Source organism: Agrobacterium sp. 22-221-1, assembly GCF_053522445.1.
Genome location: NZ_JBNWCL010000021.1, coordinates 1 through 23,253 on the forward strand (window position 1 = coordinate 1; position 23,253 = coordinate 23,253).

Below are 23,253 nucleotides of genomic sequence, written 5' to 3' on the forward strand. Positions count from 1 at the left end.
CTATAATAAAACTATCAACGCGGGGTGGAGCAGCCCGGTAGCTCGTCAGGCTCATAACCTGAAGGCCGCAGGTTCAAATCCTGCCCCCGCAACCACCGAAACTTGAATATTTGACCATTCAAGTCGTTTAACAGAAAGCTCCTCCGCGTAAGCGTCGAGGAGCTTTTTTTGTTTCTGCGCAGTGTCCAGTTCGCCGGCGCGAAGCTTCTCCAGATAATCGTGCTGCTTCAGTGCCTCGAACTGCTTCTCGAGAATCGTTGCGGCTTCCATCGCAGCCAGGATGGAGGCGATGCGGCCGTGGACTTCGAGTGATGCCGGCTGGTGGCCGGGGGGTTTGCCGATCACCACCTTCTGGATGAACTGGCGCACGATGTTGATGAACGGCTGCTTCGTCTCGGTATCGGCGTGCTCACGCATATAATAGAATGCCGAGTTGATGATCAGCTCGACAGCTTCGGGACTGACTTCCGCCTTCAGCTTCCTGATCTTCTCCACGAAATCTTCCTCCGCCGGCGCCTGCTTCAGCCGCGCCTCGAGGCCAGCACGGCGTTCCTCAAGCGTGTCGAGCATATCGTCAAGGGCAGTCAGACGCGGGCGACCCTCAGCCGCACGGTCGCTGATCTGCTGGATGATCTGGCGCTGTTCCTGTTCCGCAGCTTTCAATTCCCCGGAAATGCGCTGGCGCTCGTCCGGTTCCTTCTTCATCGAGGCTGCAAGGTTCTGGCGCGCCTGTCCGGCGACATCGTCGAACACACCCATGCCGAAGAAGGCGGCGGGGAGGCAGGACAGCACCCGGTCCTCGAGGTTCTTGCGGAGGATGGTCTTCTGGTTGGAGCAGCAGGCGCCGTCGAGCCCGTCGATTGGCAGCTTGTTCTTGTGGTTGGAGCAGCCGTAGCGTTCCTTGGCCATGATGGCGTAGGATCCGCCGCACTCTGCGCATTCCAGCATACCGCTCAGCAGGTAGCTTGGCCGGTGTGTCCTGTTCAGCCGGTTGGTGGTTGTCCGGGAAAAGTTCTCGAGTGTCGTCAGTTGCCGTTCTTTTACGCGCGCCCAGAGTTCGTCGCTGATGATGCGCATGGACGGCACTTCCGTCACGACCCATTCGCTTTTGTCGTTGAGGCGCGCGGTGCGGCGTTCGGTCTCGGGGTTCTTGCGGTAGTTCTGCTTGTTCCAGACGATCCGGCCGACATAGAGCTCGTTGTGAAGAATGCCGGTCTGGCGTTTGCCATCACCGCGGATGGTGTCATCGCGCCAGTACTCTTCTTGCGGCGCCGGAACGCGCCGCGCATTGAGGCTCTGGGCGATTGCTGCCGGGCTGACCCCATTCGCATATTGTTCGAAGATCCAGCGCACGATCTCGGCCTGGGCAGGTTCGATCTCGCGCAGGCCCTTGATCCGGTCGCCGTTGGCATCGCGCTGCTGGCCGAGGCGGTAGCCATAAGAAAGGCGGGTGGTTGCGATGCCCTTGCGCGCCGCCGTCTTCATGCCTTCCCGGGTGCGGAAGCGGATCTGCTCGACCAGTTCATGGCTGAGCGTGGAGCGCATATGCAGCTCCATATGACTGATCTCCTGCCCGGCCTGGACCGTCCAGATCGCAGTGTCGTGGTAGCTGAGTTCCTTGAGGATTTTTGAACTGTGCTCGACATCGCGGGAGAGTCGATCGACGGTGACACAGAGGACGATATCGATGCGTTCTCGCTTCACATGTGCCAGCAGTTGCTGAATGCCGGGGCGAGAAGCAAACGAGGTTCCGCTGATTGCGGAGTCGGCATAGGTCTCGACCAGCTTCCAGCCCCTGTCGGCGACAAACGTCTTGCCGAGTTCGATCTGGGTCTCGATCGACACTTCGTTCTGGCGGTCGGTGGAGTAGCGGGCGTAGAACAATACAGTCTTGGTCATCGGGTCTCTCGTATCGAAATGAAATTAGGGACATGGTAACCGGCGGCGGGGTGCTTGAGAGCCCCGACACCATGCCGGGTCATCATGGCCGTCATGTATGGGGTGCCGGCGGCAATAATTGCCGCAATAAGGAGCCGCTCCTGGGCGCTGGTCAGTAACCCATCGTGGCGCGGTAGGCCGCGGCCGCATCGGTGTTGCCGCCAATCCAGCCATGCTGCTGAAGCTTGAGAAGGCTGTCGACGACGCCATCGCGCGCGCCGCACCACGTCCAGCCGGAGTCGACGGGGCGGATAATGAAGACTTCGGTGGCTGTCACCTTGATCCGCGTCGCGCCCGTCTCCGCCTTGACGGCTTCGCGAAACAGTCGGTCCAGTTCCTTGATCCGTTGCTTCTGTTCGGCCGTCAGGTGCGCCGGCTGGACGCGGGACGGGGTCTTCGACGGGATATGCGTCGCGGGGATGCGGTGGGTGAGGACGAACACACGGTGCACCTGTTTGCGCCGCCAGGGTGCCCGGTCGATATCGACCATCAGGCCGTTATTGGTCACGTCGCAAAACAGCTCGCCACTGATCGCGACGCGGTGGTTGTTCATAAACACGACGCAAGGGTGGCTTTGCTGGATGCCCGTGCGGGCTTTGAGGTATGCCGCAAGGGTCGGACGACCTTTGATGCCGTGCCATTCGCCTGCATAGCCCAGCAATCGCAAGGTGCTCTCGATCTCGTCGTCGTGCGTCTTCGTGATCGCGGGAGCGCGACGACGGTCTACCCAGCCAGCGCCATGACGGTTGAGGCGCACGGCATCCCGGACGCGGGACATCGGCTCACCCGTGATGGAGGCCATGGCTACTGTGCCGGAATGCAGCCGGCATTTGGTGTCGTTGTCGACATCGTGGAGGTGATGGGTTTTAACCGCAACGATGGCAGACGGATGCTGGATAATATTCGACATGGAATCTCCTTATAGTCGTGGATCGTCGTCGCTTGCGACGGCGATCCACGCGGAGAACTTCCTCGCGCATGCGGCCGGTGCAGATTCCGAGACCGGAATCGTCCTTGCACTCGATGTCCCGGGACGGCTGGATCGTGGCGCCGTCGACATGGAAAACCTGAACCATGGGCGCCTCCTTTCCGTTGCGGGCTGGCCTGTTGAACACTTGTCGGCGCCAATAGCGCACAAAGCCCAGCACTTCTCAAGTGTCCTTATCTGCCTGACTGTCGATGCCAGTTTGCCGAAAATTACCGGAATTCCCGAAATGGCACGGCTGGAATCATTGATCTGCGGGGAAGCGCCATCAGCGACCCAAACGGCGGTAAGTCATTGTTAGGCATAGAGTTATGAAGACTGTGGCTGATGTGCAACGCACTTGATGCGGTGACTGCTGGTAATGATCTGGCTCCGAGGCTGACGCATTGGCCGTGATCGAGAGCAAGGCAGACAGGAAAGTGATCGGCCTGCTGACTGCACAACACGCTCCGCGCAGATCGATCAGCGGCAGGTGCATCTCTCAAGTGAGAGACTCGCTAGAAGACCGTCTACCACAGGTTTCAAAATTTCGCTGCTATGCCGTTTGATCGCAGCCTGTTTTTAAAGAGCGTGCCGCCTTTCATAATAACATCAATGTTTTCGCCACGCCGAGTGAAGACAGAGCAATCCACGGTTGGATCGCCATCGACAACGAGAATGTCTGCAAGCGCGCCGGGTTTGATAACACCGATCCGGCCGCCCATCATCATCATCTCGGCATTGACGCTGGTGGCGGAGATAAGTGTATCGACCGTGTCTTCCACCTTTGCTCTCAGCGTAAATTCTTCACCCTGATAATCGTGCAGCTCGATACCAAGCAGGTCGGTTCCAAAGCCAATCTTCACGCCCGCTGTGCGTGCAATCGAGACGGCCTTCAGACCTTGATCCCTGACCTGCGAAATTTTGCGCATGCTGTTGACGGAGAAGCCGTATTTTTCGGCGAACTGCGTGAGAATATCGGAGGCGACGAGGGTGGGAACGAGATAGACATCTTCGCGGCTCATGCGGTCGGCGGTCGGCTCGTCGATCAGGTTGCCGTGTTCGATCGTGCGCACACCGGCGTTGATCGAAGCCATAATGGCGCGGGGCGTATAAGCATGCGCCATGACATAGGTATTCCAAGCGCGGGCCTCCTCGACAATGGCCTTCAATTCCTCGCCGGAATATTGGAGGTTTTCGATGGGGTCGGTGACCGACGCGGCGCCGCCCGACGCCATAACCTTGATGAAATGCGCGCCTTTCCGAAGTTCATCGCGGGCGGCCTCTCGAACCTGCGATATGCCGTCTGCGATCCGCGCGATCGAACTGCCGACGTTATTGTTGGTCTTTTCGCCCGGCCCGAGCAGGACGGATCGCATGTCGCCGTGGCCGCCGGTCTGGCTCAAGGCGAGGCCGGAAATGACAAGCCTCGGTCCGGCGATGAGCCCTTGCTCGACAGCTTGGACGAGGCCTGCATCCGCGCCGCCGCCGTCGCGAACGGTCGTGAAACCACGCTGCAGCATGCCCTCCATGATGTAGCGGGCTTGCGTGAAGACGAAGGAAGGCCAAAATTTGCCTGCACTCAGGTCGACGCTGTTGGCAATGACATGGACATGCGCATCGATAAGGCCCGGCGTCAGCGTCTTGCCGCCGCAATCGATGATCAGCGCTCCTTCCGGTATGGCCGGTGAAGGCGAGACGTCACGAATGACGCCATCGACCTCGAGAACTTGCAGACCGCCGATCAGCGCGGTCTGCACGCCATCGAATATGCGGGAGTTGGTGAACAGGGTAGCCATTGCGGGTCAGTTCTCCTGGAGTGATGGGGGAATGGCAGGATCAGCAGACGACGGGTCCCTGCCGGAAAAGCGCGACAGGCCGTTCGTGACGATCCGGGACGGTCGCCGCCTGTTTGAACATCCACCGCCAATCGCTCGGTATTCATCGTCGTTCTTGCGAATGAATTGGGTCGATGTAAGCCGGCGGCGTCCCGTTCAATAGAGTGTGCCGGCGACGACGGGTGCGACGATCCCGACAAGCATGCGCAGGTGGTCGCCGTCCTTTTTCTCGAAATAACCCACGTCTTGGTGCGACAGATTAGCCGAGCCGATGACCTTGCCATCCCAGACGACGGGAATATTGATCATGCTGTTGATGCCGAGGCCGAAGATGGCATCGTAGTCGGGAAAGTTCACTCGGATATCTTCGGCATTCTTCGAAATCAGGACATTGCCCTCACCGTACACAACCCGTCCCCAGACGGTATCCTCCCGCTTCTTGCGGCCCAGCGGCGGGTAGGCGACATTGTCGCTTGAGTGAAGGCGCTCAACGGCGCTACCGCCTTCGACAACGCGCAACAGTGTAAAGAGCTTGCGGCCGTATCGTTCCTGGATGATCTCATCCAGAACCTGCGCGCTTTCCGTAATATCGTTGCGAGACGTGGTGACCGAGACCAGGCGTGCGAGGTCGTCGAGGATCGGCGTCTTGGTTTTCATGGCGATATATTCCTTTTAGGATACTGTGCTTGGAGTACCGTCAGCCTTGACTGCGGAACGTGGTATGACGGGGTGATCCTGCGCTTCCGGGATGAGGCCGGTGACCCTGAATCGCAGGACGATGAGAAGCGTCGCGCTGAGGAACAGTTCACGCATCGCTGCGCCCTGCGGTGGCGTGATATAGGGTATGAAGGGAATGACGAAGCGCGTGCCTTCGAGGATCAGGATGATGAGCGCGGCGCCCACCACCGCGCCGCGATTGTTGCCGACGCCGCCGACGAGGAGCGAGAGCTTCACGTAAAGTGTCAGCAGCGGCACGAAAAGATCCGGTGAGATGAACGAGGTGTAGTGGGCGTAAAGACCGCCGGCCAAGCCGACAATGCCACTGCCAATGGCGAATGCCTGCACCTTGAAGACCTGCGCATTCTTGCCGGCGACGCTGACGACCACGTCGTCGTCGCGGACGGCGCGCAGCACGCGGCCGAATGGTGAATAGAGAATGCGCTGGCAGCAGACATAAAGGGCGACCAGCACCAGAACAACGATCCCGAGATAGATCAGGTTGAATTGCAGGAGGCTGACATCGGAACGGAACGGACCTGCGATGCCTGAAATTCCGTCAGTGCCGTTGGTCAGCCATATCTCGTTGGAAGCGATGATGCGGATGGTTTCGGCAAAGCCGAGGGTCACGATGGCAAGATAGTGATCCTTCAGCCGGCGGGTGACCATGGAAAGGCCGGCGCCGACCAAGGCGGCTGCGATCGTGCCGCAGAGGATGCCGGCCGGAATTGGCAGGCCGAGCGTCTTGGTCAGGATGGCGCTGGTATAGGCGCCAACGGCTGCCGAGCCAACGAGGCCGAGATTTACGAGCCCCGCCATGCCCCACATGACATTCAGGCCGAGCGCCATGACGGCATAGATGCCGGCCACGACGGAGATGCTGATAATGTAGATTTCCATGACTAGTGAGCCTCGCGACCGAGAAGCCCTTGCGGGCGGAGCGTCAGGATCAGGATGATCGCGACAAAGGCGATTGCCGACTTGTAGCTGGCCGGCAGCATGAGCAGCGACAGTTCCTCGGCGACGCCGACGAAAAGGGCGCCGGCGACGGCGCCGGGAATGCTGCCCAGCCCGCCGACCACCGCTGCGGCAAAGATCGGCAGCATGGCGCGCGAACCCGTCATGGGATCGATGGAGGAATCGAGGCCGAGCAGCATGCCGCCCAGGCCTGCCAGCCCCATGCCCATGAAGGATGCGATGCGCGCCACCACACGTGAATCGATCCCCTTGATGTCGGCCAACCGGGCGTTGTCGGCAACCGCGCGCATCGCCTTTCCCATGCGAGTGAAGGACAGGAAGCCGAAGACGAGCGCCATCGTGACAACCGACACGGCCAGGTTCTTGAGCTGTTGTGGCCCGAGATGGATGCCGAGCAGGGTAATGTCGCGTGCGAGAGGCAGGTCATAGCCGCGAAGATCGCTGCCGTAGAACAGACGGACGAGGTTCTCCAGCCCGATCGTTAGCGCCAGCGAGCCGATGGCGGTGGTGATGACGCCTGCGGCCCGGAACGGCTTGAGGATGAACTCGTCCGTCAGCAGGCCCACGAGCCCGCTGACCAGAAGCGCGATCATCATCGAGGGTATGACCGACAGGCCGAACTCGACATTAGCCACCCAACCCGCGAAGGCGCCCACGGTTGCGTGGGACGCGATTGCGAAATTGGGAAAACGAAGAACGGAATACATGGCCGTTAATCCGATGGCCGGTATGGCGAGAACACTTCCCGCCATGATTCCGTTTGCGATGAGTTGGAGAACATTCATCTCTTGCCCTCGGTCAGACGATCTTGATCAGTTGGATCTTACCGTCCTTGGCTTCGCTGTAACGGAAGCGGCAATCGATGATGTCGCCCTTTCCGTTGAAGTCGCAACTGCCGCTCGCGCCGTCATAATTGACGTCCTTGCCATCGCGTAGAAGCTTCAGACCATCGACTGCCGAATAGGTCTTGGCGCCGTTGCCTTGCGAGATCGACCGGACGGAATCGCGGATGTCCGGGCCTTCGGGCTTGCCGGCCTTCTGGATGGCGAGGAGGGCGAGACTGATCCAGTCCGTCGCCTGCGCCTCGTAGGAATCCGCCGAAGGGTTTTCGAGACGCTTCTGCGCCAGCGCATAGGCTTCGCTGCCGATGTCGCTTGACGGCTGGGCGGTCACGAGACCATCGGTCACTTCGGCGGGAATGCTCTCGGCCACCTTGGTGGTGTAGGCATAGGACTGCGTGAAGCGGCCGCCTTCATAGCCGGCGCGGTAGAGATCCTTCAGCAGAACCGTCAGGTCTGGCCCATAGCTGTTGAGATAGATGAAGTCCGGCTTGGCGGCGATGGCGCTGTCGATTTCCGAGCGATAGCTTGACTTCGACGGCTCGTATACCAGTCCGCCGACGAGTTGGGCGCCGTTCGATGCCAGGACGGAGGCAATCTGGTCCCGCATCGTCGCGGCGAACGGCGTCTGCACGGCTGCGTAGAATACATTCTTCGCACCGGTCGAGAGGATGTATTCGGCATGCTTCGTGGCTTGAAGCGCCGTGTTCGGCTGGGTACGGAAGATGTAACCCTGGTGGGGAAGTTGCGTGATCGAGTCGGCGCCAGAGACGGTCATCAGGCATGTCTTGCTCTCCCAGCAGACCGGCGCCACGGCCGAGGTGACGGCCGACGCCCAGGTGCCCATAACGACGGGAACGCGATCGACGCCAACCAGTTTCTGGGCGGCGCGTACCGCCGCTTCGGGGTTGGTCTGGTCGTCCTCGACAATAAGCTCGACGGAGCGGTTCAGCACGCCGCCGGCCTTATTGACCTCGTCAACCACCGCCTGCATGGCTTTCAGCATGCGCGGACCGTCCTGGGCGCCGGCACCGGTGAGCGGTGTCAGCACACCGAGCTTGATAGCCGTTTCGGCACGTAGGATTGCGGGCGCAAACAGGCTGCCAGCAACGATGGCGGATGATGCGGAAAGGAATTCTCTTCTGTTCATGGCATTCCCCTTTTTGTTCAGTTGGCAGAAGTGTTGGATCAACCCCCGAGGAACATCCGGTTGATGTCCTCGTTCGCAAGCAGGTCTTGGGATGGCCCCTCGATGCTGTTCTTTCCATCGACGAGGATGTAGGTGCGGTCGGATATTTCCATGGCCTCGCGGGCGTTCTGTTCCACCAGCGCGATGGCCTTGCCGGAATCTCGAAGCTTGCGGATTTCCTGGAAAAGCTCGTCGGCCGCGGCCGGAGAAAGACCGGCTGTCGGCTCGTCGAGCAGGATGAGGCTCGGGTCGACCATCAGCGCCATGCCGACGGCGAGCAGTTGCCGCTGGCCGCCGGAGAGCGTTCGTGCTAGTTGGCCCTTCTTCTTTGCGAGAACCGGAAAGTGCGCCATGACCTCAGTGGCGCGGGAGCGGAAATGCTTTGGCGCGATGTAGCCTCCCATCTCCAGGTTCTCATAGACCGTCATATTGCCGAAGACATTATGCTCCTGCGGTACAAAGGCGATGCCGTGGCCGGAGACGTCGTGGGGCTTGAGGCCGCTGATCGGTGCATCGTCATAGACGATGCGGCCTTCCGAAGGGCGCAGTAAACCTGCGATGGTTTTGAGAAGGGTCGACTTTCCCGCGCCGTTCGGGCCGACGATGCAGACGATTTCTCGTGATGACACATTGAAGTTGATGCCCTTGAGAATCTGGTCGCCTGCGGAATAGCCGGCTATGACATTTTCGACGGTCAAGACACTCATCTGCGGCTTCCCATGTAGGCGTTCTGGACTTCCTTATTGCCGGCCACGAAATCGAAGGTGCCCTCAATCATCTTCCTGCCGTCGGCCATGACGACGACGTGGTCACAAAGCCGCGAAATCAGGTCCATCTGGTGTTCGATTAGCACGATGGTCACGCCTTCTTTCGCGATGCTGACGAGGCGCTCGCCAATCTCCCTGACCAGCGAGGGATTGACGCCCGCCATTGGCTCGTCGAGCAGAAGCATGCTGGGATCACGCATCAGGGCGCGGCCGATTTCGAGCAGCTTCTTCTGGCCGCCGGAAAGGTCGGATGCCTTGTTGTCGATGACGTGCGACAGCTTGAGGCGCTCGGCGATCTTCAGCGCCTTGTCGAGTAGCTCCTTCTCCCGGCGGATGCTCGTCCTGCTACGCGTCAGCGCCTGCATCAGACCTTCACCCGGTTGGTCCGTTCCGTATAACAGGAGGCTCTCGAGCACGGTCAGTCGTGGAAAACCGCGGGCGATCTGGAAGGTGCGGACGAGACCCTTGCTGGATATCTGGTCGGGCCGCATCCTGTCGATCCGCTCGCCCTTGAAGTGGATTTCGCCGCTCGATACAGGTAGGACGCCGGATATGCAGTTGAAAAGGGTCGTCTTGCCGGCGCCGTTAGGCCCGATCATTCCAATGATACCGCCTTCATTGATTGTCAGGTCGACGCCGGCAAGAGCCTGAACCCCACCAAAATGTCGTGTTACTTCGATAATTTCGAGCATTTCAACCTCTATGAAAACAACGGGAACAGCAGGACGGGAACCTCGCGCACTGGTTAGTATTTCCGTTTTACGTAATATCCCGCAACGACCGTAATCGAGATCGTGACGGAGAGGAGGATGAAGGACAGCGCTGCACCAAAGGGCCAGTTTGCCTTGTTGAGAATTTCGCCGACGATCATCGGCGCCATCATGCGAAAAGACGGGCCACCAAGCAGAACAGGTGTCGCATAGGCATTCATGGTCAGAATGAAGGACAGGACGAAAGCCGCGAGGAGGCCGGGCACGATCTGGGGAAGCTTAACCAGAAGAAAGTTTTCCAGCGGGTTGGCGCCGAGGCTGGCCGCCGCATATTCGACGTTTTCGTCCAGCCCTTCCAGAACGCTTTGCAGTGTCAGCACGACATAAGGAAGGTTGACCGCAACGATGCCGACGAAAACGGCCAATGGCGTGTACATGATCTCGAGAGGTGTCGAAATAACGCCGAGCGAAAGCAGGGCGTAATTAAGCACGCCGCTTTGGCCGAAGGCCACCATCCAGCCGGCGGCCCGAACCGCGTTCGAGATGAACAGCGGCAGGATGATCATCATCAGCAGTACGGTCTTCATGCTGCCTTGCTTGCGCGAAATCCAGTTGGCCAGCGGCAGGCCCAGAACGAGACAAACGATAGTCACGCCGAATGACATGAAAATCGTCGTGCGCATTCCATTAAGATAATAGCTGTCCGCAAAGAAGGCGGCGAAGTTCGCCAGTGTGAAATCGCTCACCATAAACTGGCCCGGCACATAGCTGTTCATGCTGTAGCGCAAAAGATACAGCAATGGCAGCGCCATGAAGAGCAGCACGATGGCTGTCGCGGGCATGAGCATTCCCGCTGCGGAGAGATTGTTCTTCTGCATCACCCGGTTCCGGATCGAGGGTACTACTGGCGACAGCCGCCCGCGCCTGGCAACGCGGGTAGCTGCACATCATCTCTAGTTCTCAGGACTTGAAGTCTCTTTCCCACCAGCTCTGAAGGCCGGCATCGATCTTGGCCATGTAGTCCAGATCGGGGAGAACGAACTGCTGGTCAGCCTTGTAGCCGATGACGGCCGCCAGCGCGGGATCGAGCTTGACCGTGGAGTTTGGCGGCGCGTAGCCCATTTTGGCGGCAAAGGCCGCCTGCGGGCGCTCGTCAAGCATGGCGTTGAGATAGGCGAAGGCCGCCTCCTTGTTCGGGGCGTTCTTGGGAACGCCGACATCGGAAATGTAGAGCGCGAGACCTTCCCTGGGAATGGCGACATCGACGTCGATGCCGGCGTTCTTCCACATGAACCCACGGGCATTCCACATGATGCACATGACGACTTCTCCCGTTTTCAGGGCCTGCGCCATGGCTTCGTTGGTGGGATAGATTTTCACGCCCTGCTTCTTCAGCTCCAGTAGCTTTTCCTTGCCGGGCTCGACATTCGAGGGCCCACCGCCGGCGATCATGGCCGCGGATTCGATGGTGTTCTGATACTGGATGTCGATGACGCCGACGCGGCCAGCATATCTCTTGTCCCAGAGATCGGCATAAGAGGTCGGTGCCGGGTTCACTTCCTTTGGATTGTAGAGAATGACGCGACCCGTATACATGTGCGGGACGGAATAATTGGTGCGCAGAAACGGATGGACCTTGGCGAGATTTGGCACCTTGCTTTCATCGAGCTCCTCGAGAGCGCCGTTGACATACATTTCATAGGTGCCTTGCCGTGTCATGCAGGCGACGTCCATCGTCCCGCGCGGCAGGCGGCGTTCGGCAAGAATTTTGGACTTGCGAACGGTCTCGGCTGCCGGGTCAAATACGACTTGCAGGCCGCTGTCCTTGAGAACGGTATCGACGATGTTTGCCTGCTGAAGGTTCTGGTAGTCCCCGCCCCAGGTCCCGACGACGACGCGACCGCGAGCTTGCGCAAAGCTCGGCAGTGCGGACGACATAAGGGCACTGGCAGACAGTATTCCAAAGGTGCGGCGAGTGATGTTCGGCATTTTTGAGTTCCCCTTTTTTTGATTGAAATCTGATGCTCGATGTGGCCAGCGACGCGCCGGCTTCAGCTCAGAGTGGAACGACGTCCTTGGCTGCGATGCTCACGAAGACCGGGCTGTTCGCCTCGCTGGAGAGGCCCTCGAAGGCAAGTTCGCGCGGCGAGGTCACGGCCTTGAGCCGCGTGCCGCCGTCGAGTTCGATATCCGCCTCGATCATGCCCCCGAGAAATACGCATCGCTCGAGACGCCCGCGAAAGCAGTTCGGGCCCTGCGCCGTCGCTTCGCGCGTCAGGCGAATGGCTTCGGGTCGAACGAGGATTTCGGCTGCTCCGGCTCGCTGGAAAGCGGTTTGCAGCAGAACGCCATCAGCGGTTCTGAAGTCGCCGCCGTCGACGGCCGTTCCCTTCAGGAAGTTGGTTCGGCCGATAAAATCCGCGACGAACCGGTTGGCAGGCGCATTATAGAGGTCGCTGGCAGAACCGATCTGTTCGACCACGCCGGCCTGCATCAGCACAAGCCTGTCGCCCACCGACATCGCCTCTTCCTGATCATGCGTCACCATGATGGTGGTGATGCCGAGGGATTTTTGCAGGCTGCGCAGCTCCTCGCGGACCTGAAGGCGAAGCTTGGCATCGAGGTTCGACAGTGGTTCGTCGAGAAGCAGGATGTCGGGGCGTATTGCGAGCGCCCGCGCAATGGCCACGCGCTGTTGCTGCCCGCCCGAAAGCTGCTTCGGGAAACGTGCGGCCAGATGCGAAAGCTTGACGAGATCGAGCGCGTCTCCCACCCGCTTGCGGATTTCATTTTCCGCCACCTTTCGGCGGCGCAAGCCGAAGGCGACGTTTTCGAAGATCGAGAGGTGGGGAAAGAGCGCGTAGTTCTGGAAGACCAGCCCGATATTTCGGCGGTGCGGCGGCTCATGCGTCACGTCTCGCGCACCGATCTCGATGCGGCCGGCGTCAGGCTCGATGAAACCGGCCATCATGCGCAGGGTCGTCGTCTTGCCGCAGCCGGAGGGACCGAGAAAGATCAGGAACTCACCCTCGTCGATCTTAAGCGAAACATCGGAGACGGCGCGGAACGTGCCGTAGTTCTTCCCCAAGCCGGTAATATTGACGTTGGCCATCACACAATCCTGGAAATATTGACGAAACGATTTGATATGATCAGTGCGACCGCGACGAACGCCACCTGCAGTACCGAGACGGCTGCAATCGTCGGGTCGATTTTCCATTCGAGATACTGCATCATCGCCACGGGAAGCGTGACCTGACCGGGACTGGTGAGGAAAATCGACACTTCGAGATTGCCGAAACTGACCACGAAGGAGAATACGGCGGCCGCGAAGATGCCGGGCCGGATCAGGGGCAGCGTCACCCGCCATATGATCCCGGCCGGTGTATCACCGAGGCTCGCGGCGGCTTCTTCGATCGACAGATTGCCGCCTTCCAGCGATGCGACCAGTAGACGGATGCACCAGGGAATGGTGAGCAGGATATGGCCCATTACGAACACAGCCACGGAACCGGACAGCGGCAGGCCGGTGGCGATCTCGATCTCGACCACGGTGATATAGAGCGACGCGCCGATCACGATGGCTGGAACGGTCAGCGGCGACATCAGCAGTTGCAGGATCGCGGCCCGGCCCCGGAACGCTCGCCGCACGATGATGATGGCGGCGGGAATGGAGACGGCGAGCCCGGCGGCGGCGGCGAAGGCCGCCACCAGCATGCTGAGGACAAAGCCGTCGAGGAACTGCGGCTGGTGAAACGCCTCCTGATACCAATGAAGCGAATAGCCCTCCACCGGAAGCGAGAGGATTTCGTTTGAAATCACTGACAGCCAACACACCAGGATCAACGGTAGCAGCATCAATCCAAGAGCAACCAGATTGATGCTGCCGATCAGCCAGCGGCCCGTTTTTTCAGGAATGGTGTTTCCCTTGATCATCCGGGTCAGCCACCGAGAGTGTTCTTGTAGAACTGGCCGCCGCGAACGATTGCCGAAAGGTTTTCGTCGGGCTGTGCCAAAAGTTCGATATCCTGAAGCGGATCGCCGTTGACGACGATGAAGTCGGCATAGGCGCCTTCTGCGATGACGCCGATCTGGTTTTCCATCATGCAGAGTTTTGCGGAAACGCGGCTTGCCGAATAGAGAATGTCACGCGCTGGAAGAACCTTGCCGCGTATTGAGAACTCCATCGACTGGTACTTGTGCAACTGGCCGAGGAGGTCGGAGCCGAAGCCCATCGGCAGGCCGGCCTCGTGCATGATGCGAAGGGACTCCAGGCCTGCGACTCGCACCGTGTCGATCTTGGCCTGCGAGTCCGCGCCGAGACCGAAAGCGGCTCCTTCGAGCGCAAGCCCTTCATAGGCGACGAGCGTCGGGCAAGCGATCGCGCCGGCTTCGGCCGCCAGTTTCGCGGTTTCGGCGGTGATCAGGTTGCAATGTTCGAGTGACTTGACGCCACATTCCACCGCGCGCCGGATCGAGGCGTCGGAATAGGTGTGGGCAGCCACATACATGCCGTAGTTTTCCGCCTCCTCCACGATCGCAAGGATTTCTTCCCGGGAATATTGCAGGACGTGGATCGGGTCGTTGGGCGAGGACACGCCGCCATTGGCCATGATCTTGATGAAGTCTGCGCCGCCCTTGATCTCTTCGCGGGTGGCGCGGCGCACCTCGTCCACGCCGTCGGCGATCCGGCCGAGAGCGCCGAGGGAGGCGGCGTGCAATTCGCGCTTGTCATGGCGGCTGCGATAGTCGCAATGGCCGACCGTCTGGCTCAGCGCCTTTCCGCAGATGATCAGTCGCGGCCCGTCGATGAGCCCCTCTTCGACGGCCATCTTGAGGCCGAGATCGGCGCCGGCCAAGTCGCGGACGGTGGTGAAGCCGCGCATCAGCATGTCATGCATGATCTCGCGTGAGCGCAGGGCTATCAGGGACGAAGGCAGTTCGGCGTTCCTGGCAAGATCGACCAGCGTGGCGATGACATGGACATGCGCATCGATAAGGCCGGGCATCAGGGTGCGACCTTGGAGGTCGATACGCTCGGCGTCGGGGGCGTCGATCACTTCCGTCGAAACACGGGCGATCCGGTCTCCCTCGACGAGTATTTCGACGCCGTCCAGCAACGTGCCTTTGTCGACATCAAGGACTTTGCCACCGAAGAAAATGTAGCTGTTCATGAAATTCCCCATTGTGTTCCGCGAATGATAAAAACGGACGCGTCTGTTTGTAAATAGGGAAAATGCTTGTGTCTGCATTTTTGCGATGCAACATTCCTTATGCCTAATTAGTGAGCATATCGGGTTGCGATCAATAAACATCGCAAGTGCTTGGCGTCTTTGTATTTTTTATGTCGACATTGCGGGCGGGTGATGACTAAAGACGCAGATGCGCCTTCGGCGGCCCGAATTTCGTCTCATGGCAGGGGCTCACTTTTTCGAGTGGCGCTTTGTGTTGAGGCCATTGAGCGGGTTTATCGAAGCTCGATTATCTGGTCTCGGAGAACGGTTATTCGCTGATCGCGGTGCTCCCTTCCAATACGGCCACTAAAGCTCACTGGCTGTTTGTCGCAATCAGCATGGACTTCCACCGATCCAGCAGCTTGCGCTGCAGGTCGTGGTTGGAGTTGGAGCTGAAACTGCTGTGAAGTGCGATGCCGCGCAGCACACATAGGCTAAGTTGGATGAACTCGTCGGTTTCAGGCCGGTCTAGCGATACGCCCAGAAGCGTTGCGATTGCCTTATCCCTGCTCGCCGCCCAGCGGACCATGATTTCACGGATCCCGATGCCCAGTTCGTCATCGTTGCGTGATGCCAGCATGATTTCCAACGAGGCAACGTAATTGTCGGCTTGGAACAGTTTTTGCCACAGGAATTCCGTGACTTCGTCGGGACTTAGTTTGCGCCTCTCTTCAACGATGGAATGCCAGTCGTCTTCCCACGACGAGATAAGATATTGAAACGCAGCGATGATCAGGGCATTGCGACTGGGAAACTGGTGGGTCAGCGCCCCGCGTGACACCTTAGCCCTCAACGCGACGTCTTCCGTTGAAAAGCGACCATAGCCGACTTCATTCATGGCATCGAGCGCTGCTTGACAGAGCTTCTTCCGGGTTTCGTCGGAACGTTCTGCCTGGCTTCGCCTAGCCTTCGGAGCGGCTCTAACGTCCGCGATCATTGAAGCTCTCATCTCGTTCTGTTGTTTCAAGGGTAGTGATTTCTCCGCAAACGTCCCTTTTTACAATTAAGCGGTGCATTGGGAATTCAGAGGCTTTCGTACCCGTGCTATTGCGTTAAAACTTTTAGGATGAACATCGTCAAGCGTGAACTTGTCTCTCCGTCAGTTTGATAACAGACTGTTTTAAATGCTCTCGAAGCGAAGGAAGTGCCAGCTCGCTGGTTTTCCTTCGAGATTTGTTTCCGAAAGGATGGCAAATTGAAAGACTACCGGAGACGCCGCATTTCATCATTCGCCGGCTGAAAGAGCGCGAACGGTGACAACAAAAGTTTGCGTCAAAATCACGCGCGGTCCGAAATATTCGCTACGGTCAGCGGAAAGAAGAGCTTCGAGCATACCAATGGATGGCCGCCGTGATCGCAAGTAATGATTAAATCCTGCCCCCACAATCATTGATTGATTGCTTTGTCAGACAGCTACTTCGATCGAATGTCGGTACAGGTGGCTGCGCGCCTCCCGCAACTATTGAGACTTGAATATTTTGCCATTCAAGTCGTTTCATAGAAAGCCCCTCCGCGTAAGCGTCGAGGAGCTTTTTTTGTTTCTGCTCCGTGTCCAGCTCGCCGGCGCGCAGCTTCTCGAGATAGTCGTTCTGCGTCAGCGCCTCGAACTGCTTCTCCAGGATCGTGGCCGCTTCCATGTGCAACGCACTTGTTGAGCAGTGACCTGTCCGTCAACCGTGGATCGTGTGTCGGCCCCCCGCGTGCCCCGCGAAGGTGCTCGAAACATTCGATTCAGGATAAACGGCGTTTAACCGAGTAATGGGGGGAGGTGTCGTAGAGATTGCAAACGCCGTTAGGCGTTCCAGTGGCAGCGCAGGGTGAGCAGGCCGGGAACGTAGGCAGGTAGACGAAACCGCTCAGGCGCCCTCGTCGGCACCGTCAGGATAAAGCAGGTGGGGCTTGCGCCGGAACGGCCAATCGCCATCCCGGTACTTCTCAACAAGCCCATCGAAGACGGCGTGGGATTCATGCTCGTCGAAGCCCTGCTTGACCAGCATCCTGACCACCCGTTTTTTAAACTTTCCCAGCGTTTCCGTTGCTCCCTCGGCTGCCATGGCGGAGATCGCCATGAACAGCGCTGTGCGGGCCACATCGTCTCGTCCGGGGCGCTTGGCCTTTCTGTCGGCATCACGCAGCTTCTGCTGTCGCTCACGCTGTTTGTGGTTGCGGATCTCCTCGGACTTTGCTGGCATACACTCTTCCCCGTCAGGTCTCTGGCTACCGATGCCAGACCGTTGTCACTGCTGCAACGCCGTTTGCATGGAATCGGAAATCCCGGTTTATGAATCGTTTTATTGGGGTTCTGAATCAAATGAACGCAATTTGAGATCAATTGCGGACACGTTGAGACAGGTCGAGATAAGTCGGCGAGGGACAAACGGCGATCGTGAATCAAATGACCAGCGTTTGGAATCAAAAATATCGGACCTTGAATCAAATGAGCGCAATTTGTCTCGACGTGCGGGCACGTTGAAACGACCTGTGGGCAAGCTGACGGAAATCGCCGACGGCTTCCTGTCGCGCTTGCGCCTGCAGACCCATCTCCATTCCGGAATATGAGGCGGCGAACCGAAATCTTCCCGTTTGGTTCATCCGCGAAGTCGCATGTCATATGTCCCAGCCGTTCGCGCGGAATGCCATCTTCGGGTGGAAATCGAGCATCGCTCTCAGACGGCGAGACGCTGGCTTCGTGTTTACTTCGTCGCGTGTTTCCGTGACGACAAGACTACTTCGTGAAGGCCTTAAATGTGGGAGGTTGGCTATCCGGTTTCGGATTCTGGGTTTTGCATTGAAATAATATCCGTCAAATGTGAAGTAAAATTTTTTAAGAATTATCGTATATATATAAATATTAATTGATTAATACGTCGTCTTTATTTAAATATAATCGCTGAAAATCGCAAGGAAATAAAGATTATAATCGAATATATGCTATAGATATATTATATTTTAATTTGCATTACATATGAATTGGCGCAATCATATAGTCATCCGATGCGTTGTTCGTCGGATACATTGTAAGCGCGTCACACGGAGACTTCCATGCGCACCAGAAATACCAAGGCCACTGCGACCGCCGCCCTCTCCTATAACTATGAAGAAGAGGGGATCGGGCACACAACGCGCGATCTGCTCGAAAGCAGCGCGGCCCATATCTTCGACCTCGGGCGCCGCACCACCGAGCAGACTTTCGAGCTCGGCGACCACTTGAGCCGTGCTGCCGACCTGCTGGCCGACGGCCGGTTCGACAAATGGGTAAAGATGCGCTGCGGCCTCTCCGCGCGCAGCGGTCGCAATTATATGGCGGTGTTCCGCAACCTCGGCCATGTTCGCGACGAACTGGTCGATCTCTCGGTCGGGGCAACAGCGCTGTTCCATCTGAGTTCGGCAACGACCGACCAGATCACGGCGGCCATTGCCTTTGCCGAGGAGAACGGGCGCCTTCAGGTGGCCGACGTCAAGACCATTCTCGCCGGTGGCGAGGAGGGCGGTGACAAGGCCGAGAAGGACGATCAGTTCTGGGCCGGCGGTGTGGGCGGACTGAAAGTGGTGATTGCGGCCAAGATCCGCGATGGATTGAAAGCGTTCATCGAGCACGTCGTGACGATCTGCAAGGCGGTCGAGGCTGCACTCAGCAGAGTTATAGAAAGGATGGCTATAACTCATGTGACGTGTGTACTGGCCTGCTTACCAGGCAACCTCGTAGATACTGGCGGCATCCGATAGCGACATGGTACGCGGGTTGTTGACCAGCAGGCGGGTCTGCTCCATCGCACTTTCGGCGAGCAGAGGAATTCCCTCCTTTGGAATTCCGACGTGCCTCAGCCTTACGGGAAGATTAAGGCGCACTGGCAGCATCGTTAGTCCGTTGATGAAACCGGAGAGCCGTCCGTTCTGATCGGCAGGCTCAAGGTGAGGAAAGAGACACGGTGCCAGTTCCGCGTAGGCATCACCACACACCGTCGCGTTGAAGCGCAAGACGTGCGGCAGTACCAGACTGTTGGAAAGACCGTGGGGAACGCCGTAGCGGCCTCCGATCGGATAGGCGAGAGCATGAACAGCGGCGACAGGCGAATTAGCAAAGGCCTGCCCCGCCAACATTGCACCCAGCAGCATCGACTGTCTGGCGGCAAGGTCGGTTCCATCCTCGACGGCGATCGCGATATTCGCTCCGAGAAGCCTCAGGGCTTCTTTGGCAAGGGCACGGGAAACGGGATTGTTGTTTGCACTGGCGGACGTGAAAGCCTCGATGGCGTGGACCATTGCGTCAATTCCCGTCGCCGCGGTCACGGCGGGAGGAAGTCCGATGGTCAGGTTCGCGTCGAGAAACGCCACGTCTGGCAGAAGTACGGGTGATACTACGCCCTTTTTCTGGTGTTCGCCCGTGGTGATGATCGAAATCGGCGTGACTTCCGATCCGGTACCGGCCGTTGTCGGCACGAGCGCCAGCGGCAGACGCTCCCCCGTCACCTTGCCAACGCCGTAGATAGTGTCGAGCACTTCGCCGCTTTTGGCAATGAGCGCCACAAGCTTTGCGACATCGAGCGACGAGCCGCCGCCGATGCCCAGCACACCGGTTGCGCCAAACGTCACCGCCTGTGCCGCAGCCGTATGGATAATGGCTTCCGGTGGGTCAGCGACAACGCCGGTGAAGATCGATGTTTCGGCGCCGGCTTCTGTAAGACTGGCAAGCGCCGGCTGAACGAGCCCCGCCTTGACGACCCCATCGTCCGAAATCACCAGAACGCGCGGACCGAGCATGCTCCTCAGCTCCGAAAGCTTTGCGATACAGCCCGGTCCCGCAATGATCTGCGGGACGGTTGCGAATGTGAATGCGGACATCCTACCGACCTTTTACTGATGCCATTTGACGAGAGGCTGATAATGATGCGGCTGACGCATGACAACAAGGTCTTTTCGCCGGACGATGTTCGTTGGATAGGGCGTATCGAGATTGGTGGTGTTGACGGTCGCACCGGCAATCCCTTCCTCGTCCAGTATCACCGATTCCTGACGCGGAAAGGCAAAGGAGTCCGGCCCGAACACGGCACTCTTGCCCAGATATCCCCGTGGCTCATCAAGTACATTGGCGAAGGCGAAATAGACGTTGTTCTCGCCGCCGCGAACCCGCAGAGCGTGCCAATGAAAGGGGTCTGCTCCCTTCGGGATGGGATAGTTGTGCGGGATTTTTGTTCCCCCATGGCTGCCGGTAAAGGTACCGGCAATTGCTGAAGGGCAGGCCACCAGATCGCACCCCATAAGCGAGAGCGAACGAATGGCTTCCGGATATAGCGCGTCGTGGCCAATCGCCAGGCCCACTCGGCCGATGGCAAGATCGTATATTTTCCATTCGTCGCCGGCCGTCGCCCAGCTATCGGCCATGCCGAGATGCGTCTTGTGATAGCTGCCCACCAGCCCCTCGGGACCGGCGAGTACTGCTGTGTTATAGACTTTGTCTCCGTCCGCCTCGGCAAATCCGGCGACGAGATAGAAGCCGAGCTTCATTGCCAGGCGCACGAAGGCGGAGACCGTCGGGCCTGAAAGCGGTTCCGCCCGGGTGTGGGGAGCCTCAATCCCGGTCAGCGACAGTTCCGGGAAAACCAGAATGTCCGGCGCTGTCGTCGCCTTTGCTTCTGTGGCCAGTGCGGTGATGCGGGCGATGTTGTCTGCGATCACGGAGGAGGGGGCGAACTGGGCAACGGCCGCGCGCGATTTGCGCCCGCGCGGGATGGGCTGATAGCCATAGAGGCGGAAGTAGTCGCCCGGATTCCAGGTGAAGCTATTGGTCATCATGTTCATGTAAAGCTCGGGCCGGCGCGATTTGAAGACCGGTTCGCTCAAGACTTCGCGGCGGCGTGCGCGGGCAAGATCGACCTCGCCATAGGCGATCCCGTCGCCTGTATCGATGGATGCGGCAACCGTTCCGTCGGGCTCGATCAGGCAGCTTCCCCCGGAAAACTGCACGGTTCTCTCCAGCCCCCACCGGTTGCTTTCGATGAGATAGCAGGCGTTTTCAAAGGCACGGTTGATCCAGTAGGGCGCCGGCGCGCGTTCCTGCAGCCAGTTGGATATGTGGCAGATGATGTCCGCACCGGCCAGAGCCTCCAGCCGTGCCGTCTCGAAGAAGTGCAAATCCATGCAGACCAGCATCGAAATCCGGCCGATCTCCGTTTCGAAGACCTCATGGACGATATCGCCATTGGCGGCCCATTTGGGCTCGGCGATATAGGGATGCGACTTGCGATGCCGACCGATAACGCCATCGGGACCGATCAGAACGGCGGTGTTGTAATAGAGATCGCTCGCCGGTTCGACTTCCGGCATGCCGATGACGATATAGCAGCGGTGTCTGCTGGCAATGGCCTGAAAAACATCGGTTGTCGGTCCAGGAATGGCTTCCACGAAAGGCTTTACTTCGGCCCTGTCAAACCAGCAATAACCTGTCGTGCCCATTTCCGGCGTGACGATCAGGCGCGCACCTGCTTTTGCCGCTTCTTCGCAAAGGGCGGCCAGCCGCGCGATATTGCGCGCCTTTTCGAACATGGTCGGCTCGAACTGGATGGCGGCAGCGGTGTAGCTCTGTGTCGATGTCATGATGGTCCCCATTTTCTTTACCAAGGATTTCAGTCCGTTTCAGACAGCCATATGCCGATGAACAAGTGCATCGGAGAGCGTGTCGATGGCGCCCGCCGCGACCACGGTTCCCTTCTCCAGCATGGCGAACTGGTGAGATGCGTGCCGCGCAAATGCGACGTTTTGCTCAACGAGAATGATCGTCATGCCGATCTCGCGATTGAGCCGTATAATGATCTTTTCGATCTCCTCGACGATGGAGGGCTGAATACCTTCGTTTGGCTCATCGAGAAGCAGCACTTTCGGATCTGCGGCCAGCGCACGTGCGATGGCGAGTTGCTGTTGCTGGCCGCCCGAAAGCACGCCACCCGGTCGATCGAGATTGGCCATCAGATACGGAAAAAGTTCGGGCACCAGCGCTGGAATTTCGCGTTTGCGATCGGCACGCGCAAAAGCGCCCATCAGGATGTTTTCGCGGATGGTAAAATCGGGAATGATCTCCCTGCCCTGGGGGACATAGGCGATCCCCGCCCGTGCTCTCATATGCGTCGGGGCGGCGGCGATATCTTTTCCCTGCAGATGCATTTCACCCGTCACCCGGTCGGTCAGCGCCATCAGGGTTTTCAAAAGGGTCGTCTTGCCGGTGCCGTTGCGGCCGAGGATGCTCGTCACCTTGCCGGCCGGTACATCGAGGGTGATGCCGTGCAAGATGTGGCTGCGGCCGTAATAGCTGTGCACGTCTTTCAATGTCAGCATCAGGATATTCCTTTCGAGCCGAGATAGGCTTCACGGACTTTCTGATTGCGCTCTATATCCCCGACGCTTCCTTCGGCCAGAACCTCTCCCAGATGAAGGACGGTGATGCGCTCGGCGATTTCACGCACGAACCCCATATCGTGTTCGACGACGAGGATCGTATGTCGGCCCTTGAGATTGTTGATGATCTGCGCCGTCTTGTGGGTTTCGGCCTGGGTCATTCCCGCTGTTGGTTCATCCAGCAAAACAACCTTGGGGTCCTGCACGATGAGCATGCCCAGTTCCAGCCATTGCGTCTGGCCATGACTGAGATAGGCGGCTGTCGTCTGCTGTTCCGTTTCAAGCGCTGTGAGAGCAAGCACGTCATCGACGCGCCTCGCTTCCGCCCGCGAAAATCCGAAACGGAGATTTGCAAGCACCGATGGATTGCGGCAGTTGGCTACCTCCAGATTCTGCCGCACGGTGAGATCGCGAAAAATGCTCGGAATCTGGAATTTTCTGCCGATTCCGGCGCGTGCGATCTTATGTTCGGGCCAATTTGTGATGTCGGTGTCGTAGACGAAGACCTTGCCCTGCGTACTGCGCGTCTTGCCGCTGACCAGATCCATCAGGGTCGTCTTGCCGGCGCCGTTCGCGCCAAGCAACACACGCAACTCACCATCGCAGACGGTGATGCTGACATTGTTTACAGCTCTGAACCCGCCGAAATCGACACCGAGACCGTCGAGGGTCAATGCGATTGCACTCATA

At 58.6% G+C, this 23,253-nt stretch carries 24 protein-coding genes, 1 tRNA gene and 1 pseudogene; 5 read left to right on the forward strand and 21 right to left on the reverse strand.

The genetic code is table 11. The features are described from left to right. Positions 1-18: 18 nt before the first annotated feature. Positions 19-95, forward strand: a tRNA-Met gene (locus ACQZ5N_RS22770). A 73-nt stretch (positions 96-168) separates the two neighbouring features. After that, the gene (locus tag ACQZ5N_RS22775) at positions 169-312 is read left to right on the forward strand and encodes a hypothetical protein (protein ID WP_448734188.1); all 144 of its coding nucleotides are present in this window, start codon (positions 169-171) and stop codon (positions 310-312) included. Between the two features lie 780 nt (positions 313-1,092). Here the strand turns inward: ACQZ5N_RS22775 and ACQZ5N_RS22780 are convergent. Together ACQZ5N_RS22780 and ACQZ5N_RS22785 are read right to left on the reverse strand one after the other, a co-directional pair. Next, positions 1,093-1,899 (reverse strand): annotated as a pseudogene (locus ACQZ5N_RS22780) (recombinase family protein); the annotation flags it as partial. A gap of 151 nt (positions 1,900-2,050) precedes the next feature. Continuing rightward, positions 2,051-2,848 carry a hypothetical protein gene (locus tag ACQZ5N_RS22785; protein WP_448734189.1) on the reverse strand — a complete coding sequence of 266 codons (798 nt, stop codon included), beginning with the start codon at positions 2,846-2,848 and terminating at the stop codon, positions 2,051-2,053. On the opposite strand from ACQZ5N_RS22785, the gene ACQZ5N_RS22790 reads away from it, so the two are divergent. Continuing rightward, complete coding sequence (locus ACQZ5N_RS22790) at positions 2,847-3,224, forward strand: hypothetical protein (RefSeq protein ID WP_448734190.1); 378 nt, start codon at positions 2,847-2,849, stop codon at positions 3,222-3,224. The two genes, ACQZ5N_RS22785 and ACQZ5N_RS22790, sit on opposite strands and share 2 nt — an antisense overlap. 220 nt (positions 3,225-3,444) lie before the next feature. Here ACQZ5N_RS22790 and ACQZ5N_RS22795 read toward each other — a convergent pair whose 3' ends face one another. The 15 genes from ACQZ5N_RS22795 to ACQZ5N_RS22865 form a co-directional block, all read right to left on the reverse strand. Further along, on the reverse strand, positions 3,445-4,701 hold the full coding sequence (locus tag ACQZ5N_RS22795) for an amidohydrolase family protein (RefSeq protein ID WP_448734191.1): 1,257 nt from the start codon (positions 4,699-4,701) through the stop codon (positions 3,445-3,447). Between the two features lie 195 nt (positions 4,702-4,896). Beyond that, positions 4,897-5,397 (reverse strand): GAF domain-containing protein, encoded by a 501-nt coding sequence (locus tag ACQZ5N_RS22800; RefSeq protein WP_448734192.1) that lies wholly within the window; start codon positions 5,395-5,397, stop codon positions 4,897-4,899. Between the two features lie 15 nt (positions 5,398-5,412). Next, positions 5,413-6,357 carry a branched-chain amino acid ABC transporter permease gene (locus tag ACQZ5N_RS22805; protein ID WP_448734193.1) on the reverse strand — a complete coding sequence of 315 codons (945 nt, stop codon included), beginning with the start codon at positions 6,355-6,357 and terminating at the stop codon, positions 5,413-5,415. Positions 6,358-6,359: 2 nt separating this feature from the next. Continuing rightward, positions 6,360-7,220, reverse strand: a complete 861-nt coding sequence (locus ACQZ5N_RS22810) for a branched-chain amino acid ABC transporter permease (protein ID WP_448734194.1) — start codon at positions 7,218-7,220, stop codon at positions 6,360-6,362. A 13-nt stretch (positions 7,221-7,233) separates the two neighbouring features. After that, positions 7,234-8,424 carry an ABC transporter substrate-binding protein gene (locus ACQZ5N_RS22815; protein WP_448734195.1) on the reverse strand — a complete coding sequence of 397 codons (1,191 nt, stop codon included), beginning with the start codon at positions 8,422-8,424 and terminating at the stop codon, positions 7,234-7,236. A 38-nt stretch (positions 8,425-8,462) separates the two neighbouring features. Next, positions 8,463-9,170, reverse strand: coding sequence for an ABC transporter ATP-binding protein (locus tag ACQZ5N_RS22820; RefSeq protein WP_448734196.1), 708 nt, complete (start codon positions 9,168-9,170; stop codon positions 8,463-8,465). Next, on the reverse strand, positions 9,167-9,922 hold the full coding sequence (locus ACQZ5N_RS22825) for an ABC transporter ATP-binding protein (RefSeq protein ID WP_448734197.1): 756 nt from the start codon (positions 9,920-9,922) through the stop codon (positions 9,167-9,169). Before ACQZ5N_RS22825 ends, ACQZ5N_RS22820 begins: the two co-directional genes overlap by 4 nt. A 53-nt stretch (positions 9,923-9,975) precedes the next feature. Then, a complete protein-coding gene (locus tag ACQZ5N_RS22830) occupies positions 9,976-10,818 on the reverse strand; it encodes an ABC transporter permease (protein ID WP_236001024.1) in 843 nt (280 codons plus the stop codon). 82 nt (positions 10,819-10,900) lie between these two features. After that, positions 10,901-11,929 carry an ABC transporter substrate-binding protein gene (locus ACQZ5N_RS22835; RefSeq protein ID WP_448734198.1) on the reverse strand — a complete coding sequence of 343 codons (1,029 nt, stop codon included), beginning with the start codon at positions 11,927-11,929 and terminating at the stop codon, positions 10,901-10,903. A 67-nt stretch (positions 11,930-11,996) separates the two neighbouring features. Further along, positions 11,997-13,052, reverse strand: a complete 1,056-nt coding sequence (locus tag ACQZ5N_RS22840; protein ID WP_448734199.1) for an ABC transporter ATP-binding protein — start codon at positions 13,050-13,052, stop codon at positions 11,997-11,999. Beyond that, entirely contained in the window at positions 13,052-13,876 is an 825-nt protein-coding gene (locus tag ACQZ5N_RS22845) for an ABC transporter permease (RefSeq protein ID WP_448734200.1), read from the reverse strand. The genes ACQZ5N_RS22840 and ACQZ5N_RS22845 overlap by 1 nt, the downstream gene beginning before the upstream one ends. Positions 13,877-13,881: 5 nt before the next feature. Then, positions 13,882-15,114, reverse strand: a complete 1,233-nt coding sequence (locus tag ACQZ5N_RS22850; RefSeq protein WP_448734201.1) for an amidohydrolase family protein — start codon at positions 15,112-15,114, stop codon at positions 13,882-13,884. Positions 15,115-15,487: 373 nt separating this feature from the next. Beyond that, on the reverse strand, positions 15,488-16,111 hold the full coding sequence (locus ACQZ5N_RS22855) for a TetR/AcrR family transcriptional regulator (RefSeq protein WP_196379799.1): 624 nt from the start codon (positions 16,109-16,111) through the stop codon (positions 15,488-15,490). Between the two features lie 430 nt (positions 16,112-16,541). Beyond that, positions 16,542-16,811, reverse strand: a complete 270-nt coding sequence (locus ACQZ5N_RS22860; protein WP_448734202.1) for a hypothetical protein — start codon at positions 16,809-16,811, stop codon at positions 16,542-16,544. A 219-nt stretch (positions 16,812-17,030) separates the two neighbouring features. Then, the gene (locus ACQZ5N_RS22865) at positions 17,031-17,366 is read right to left on the reverse strand and encodes a hypothetical protein (protein ID WP_448734203.1); all 336 of its coding nucleotides are present in this window, start codon (positions 17,364-17,366) and stop codon (positions 17,031-17,033) included. 67 nt (positions 17,367-17,433) lie between these two features. On the opposite strand from ACQZ5N_RS22865, the gene ACQZ5N_RS22870 reads away from it, so the two are divergent. Next, positions 17,434-17,733, forward strand: a complete 300-nt coding sequence (locus tag ACQZ5N_RS22870; RefSeq protein ID WP_448734204.1) for a hypothetical protein — start codon at positions 17,434-17,436, stop codon at positions 17,731-17,733. A gap of 483 nt (positions 17,734-18,216) precedes the next feature. Next, positions 18,217-18,900 carry a hypothetical protein gene (locus tag ACQZ5N_RS22875; RefSeq protein WP_448734205.1) on the forward strand — a complete coding sequence of 228 codons (684 nt, stop codon included), beginning with the start codon at positions 18,217-18,219 and terminating at the stop codon, positions 18,898-18,900. On the opposite strand, the gene ACQZ5N_RS22880 is transcribed toward ACQZ5N_RS22875, so the two are convergent. The 4 genes from ACQZ5N_RS22880 to urtD are packed head-to-tail and all read right to left on the reverse strand — an operon-like array spanning position 18,862 to position 23,252. Continuing rightward, on the reverse strand, positions 18,862-20,016 hold the full coding sequence (locus tag ACQZ5N_RS22880) for an iron-containing alcohol dehydrogenase (protein ID WP_448734206.1): 1,155 nt from the start codon (positions 20,014-20,016) through the stop codon (positions 18,862-18,864). The genes ACQZ5N_RS22875 and ACQZ5N_RS22880 overlap by 39 nt on opposite strands. A 12-nt stretch (positions 20,017-20,028) precedes the next feature. Next, positions 20,029-21,780 carry a nitrilase-related carbon-nitrogen hydrolase gene (locus tag ACQZ5N_RS22885; RefSeq protein WP_448734207.1) on the reverse strand — a complete coding sequence of 584 codons (1,752 nt, stop codon included), beginning with the start codon at positions 21,778-21,780 and terminating at the stop codon, positions 20,029-20,031. 27 nt (positions 21,781-21,807) lie between these two features. Next, the gene (urtE, locus tag ACQZ5N_RS22890; protein ID WP_020812776.1) at positions 21,808-22,503 is read right to left on the reverse strand and encodes an urea ABC transporter ATP-binding subunit UrtE; all 696 of its coding nucleotides are present in this window, start codon (positions 22,501-22,503) and stop codon (positions 21,808-21,810) included. After that, positions 22,503-23,252: an urea ABC transporter ATP-binding protein UrtD gene (gene urtD / locus ACQZ5N_RS22895; protein ID WP_448734208.1), complete on the reverse strand. Its 750-nt coding sequence runs from the start codon at positions 23,250-23,252 to the stop codon at positions 22,503-22,505. Before urtD ends, urtE begins: the two co-directional genes overlap by 1 nt. Position 23,253: the final 1 nt, after the last annotated feature.

Coding starts and splice junctions, on each gene's coding strand:
- ACQZ5N_RS22830 (WP_236001024.1), bottom strand. CDS start 10,818: ATGCAGAAGAACAATCTCTCCGCAGCGGGAATGCTCATGCCCGCGACA.
- ACQZ5N_RS22885 (WP_448734207.1), bottom strand. CDS start 21,780: ATGGGGACCATCATGACATCGACACAGAGCTACACCGCTGCCGCCATC.
- ACQZ5N_RS22820 (WP_448734196.1), bottom strand. CDS start 9,170: ATGAGTGTCTTGACCGTCGAAAATGTCATAGCCGGCTATTCCGCAGGC.
- ACQZ5N_RS22785 (WP_448734189.1), bottom strand. CDS start 2,848: ATGTCGAATATTATCCAGCATCCGTCTGCCATCGTTGCGGTTAAAACC.
- ACQZ5N_RS22805 (WP_448734193.1), bottom strand. CDS start 6,357: ATGGAAATCTACATTATCAGCATCTCCGTCGTGGCCGGCATCTATGCC.
- ACQZ5N_RS22800 (WP_448734192.1), bottom strand. CDS start 5,397: ATGAAAACCAAGACGCCGATCCTCGACGACCTCGCACGCCTGGTCTCG.
- ACQZ5N_RS22790 (WP_448734190.1), top strand. CDS start 2,847: ATGGAATCTCCTTATAGTCGTGGATCGTCGTCGCTTGCGACGGCGATC.
- ACQZ5N_RS22815 (WP_448734195.1), bottom strand. CDS start 8,424: ATGAACAGAAGAGAATTCCTTTCCGCATCATCCGCCATCGTTGCTGGC.
- ACQZ5N_RS22850 (WP_448734201.1), bottom strand. CDS start 15,114: ATGAACAGCTACATTTTCTTCGGTGGCAAAGTCCTTGATGTCGACAAA.
- ACQZ5N_RS22840 (WP_448734199.1), bottom strand. CDS start 13,052: ATGGCCAACGTCAATATTACCGGCTTGGGGAAGAACTACGGCACGTTC.
- ACQZ5N_RS22870 (WP_448734204.1), top strand. CDS start 17,434: ATGGAATCGGAAATCCCGGTTTATGAATCGTTTTATTGGGGTTCTGAA.
- ACQZ5N_RS22880 (WP_448734206.1), bottom strand. CDS start 20,016: ATGTCCGCATTCACATTCGCAACCGTCCCGCAGATCATTGCGGGACCG.
- ACQZ5N_RS22855 (WP_196379799.1), bottom strand. CDS start 16,111: ATGATCGCGGACGTTAGAGCCGCTCCGAAGGCTAGGCGAAGCCAGGCA.
- ACQZ5N_RS22795 (WP_448734191.1), bottom strand. CDS start 4,701: ATGGCTACCCTGTTCACCAACTCCCGCATATTCGATGGCGTGCAGACC.
- ACQZ5N_RS22835 (WP_448734198.1), bottom strand. CDS start 11,929: ATGCCGAACATCACTCGCCGCACCTTTGGAATACTGTCTGCCAGTGCC.
- ACQZ5N_RS22865 (WP_448734203.1), bottom strand. CDS start 17,366: ATGCCAGCAAAGTCCGAGGAGATCCGCAACCACAAACAGCGTGAGCGA.
- urtE (WP_020812776.1), bottom strand. CDS start 22,503: ATGCTGACATTGAAAGACGTGCACAGCTATTACGGCCGCAGCCACATC.
- ACQZ5N_RS22810 (WP_448734194.1), bottom strand. CDS start 7,220: ATGAATGTTCTCCAACTCATCGCAAACGGAATCATGGCGGGAAGTGTT.
- ACQZ5N_RS22860 (WP_448734202.1), bottom strand. CDS start 16,811: ATGGAAGCGGCCACGATCCTGGAGAAGCAGTTCGAGGCGCTGACGCAG.
- ACQZ5N_RS22875 (WP_448734205.1), top strand. CDS start 18,217: ATGCGCACCAGAAATACCAAGGCCACTGCGACCGCCGCCCTCTCCTAT.
- urtD (WP_448734208.1), bottom strand. CDS start 23,252: ATGAGTGCAATCGCATTGACCCTCGACGGTCTCGGTGTCGATTTCGGC.
- ACQZ5N_RS22845 (WP_448734200.1), bottom strand. CDS start 13,876: ATGATCAAGGGAAACACCATTCCTGAAAAAACGGGCCGCTGGCTGATC.
- ACQZ5N_RS22825 (WP_448734197.1), bottom strand. CDS start 9,922: ATGCTCGAAATTATCGAAGTAACACGACATTTTGGTGGGGTTCAGGCT.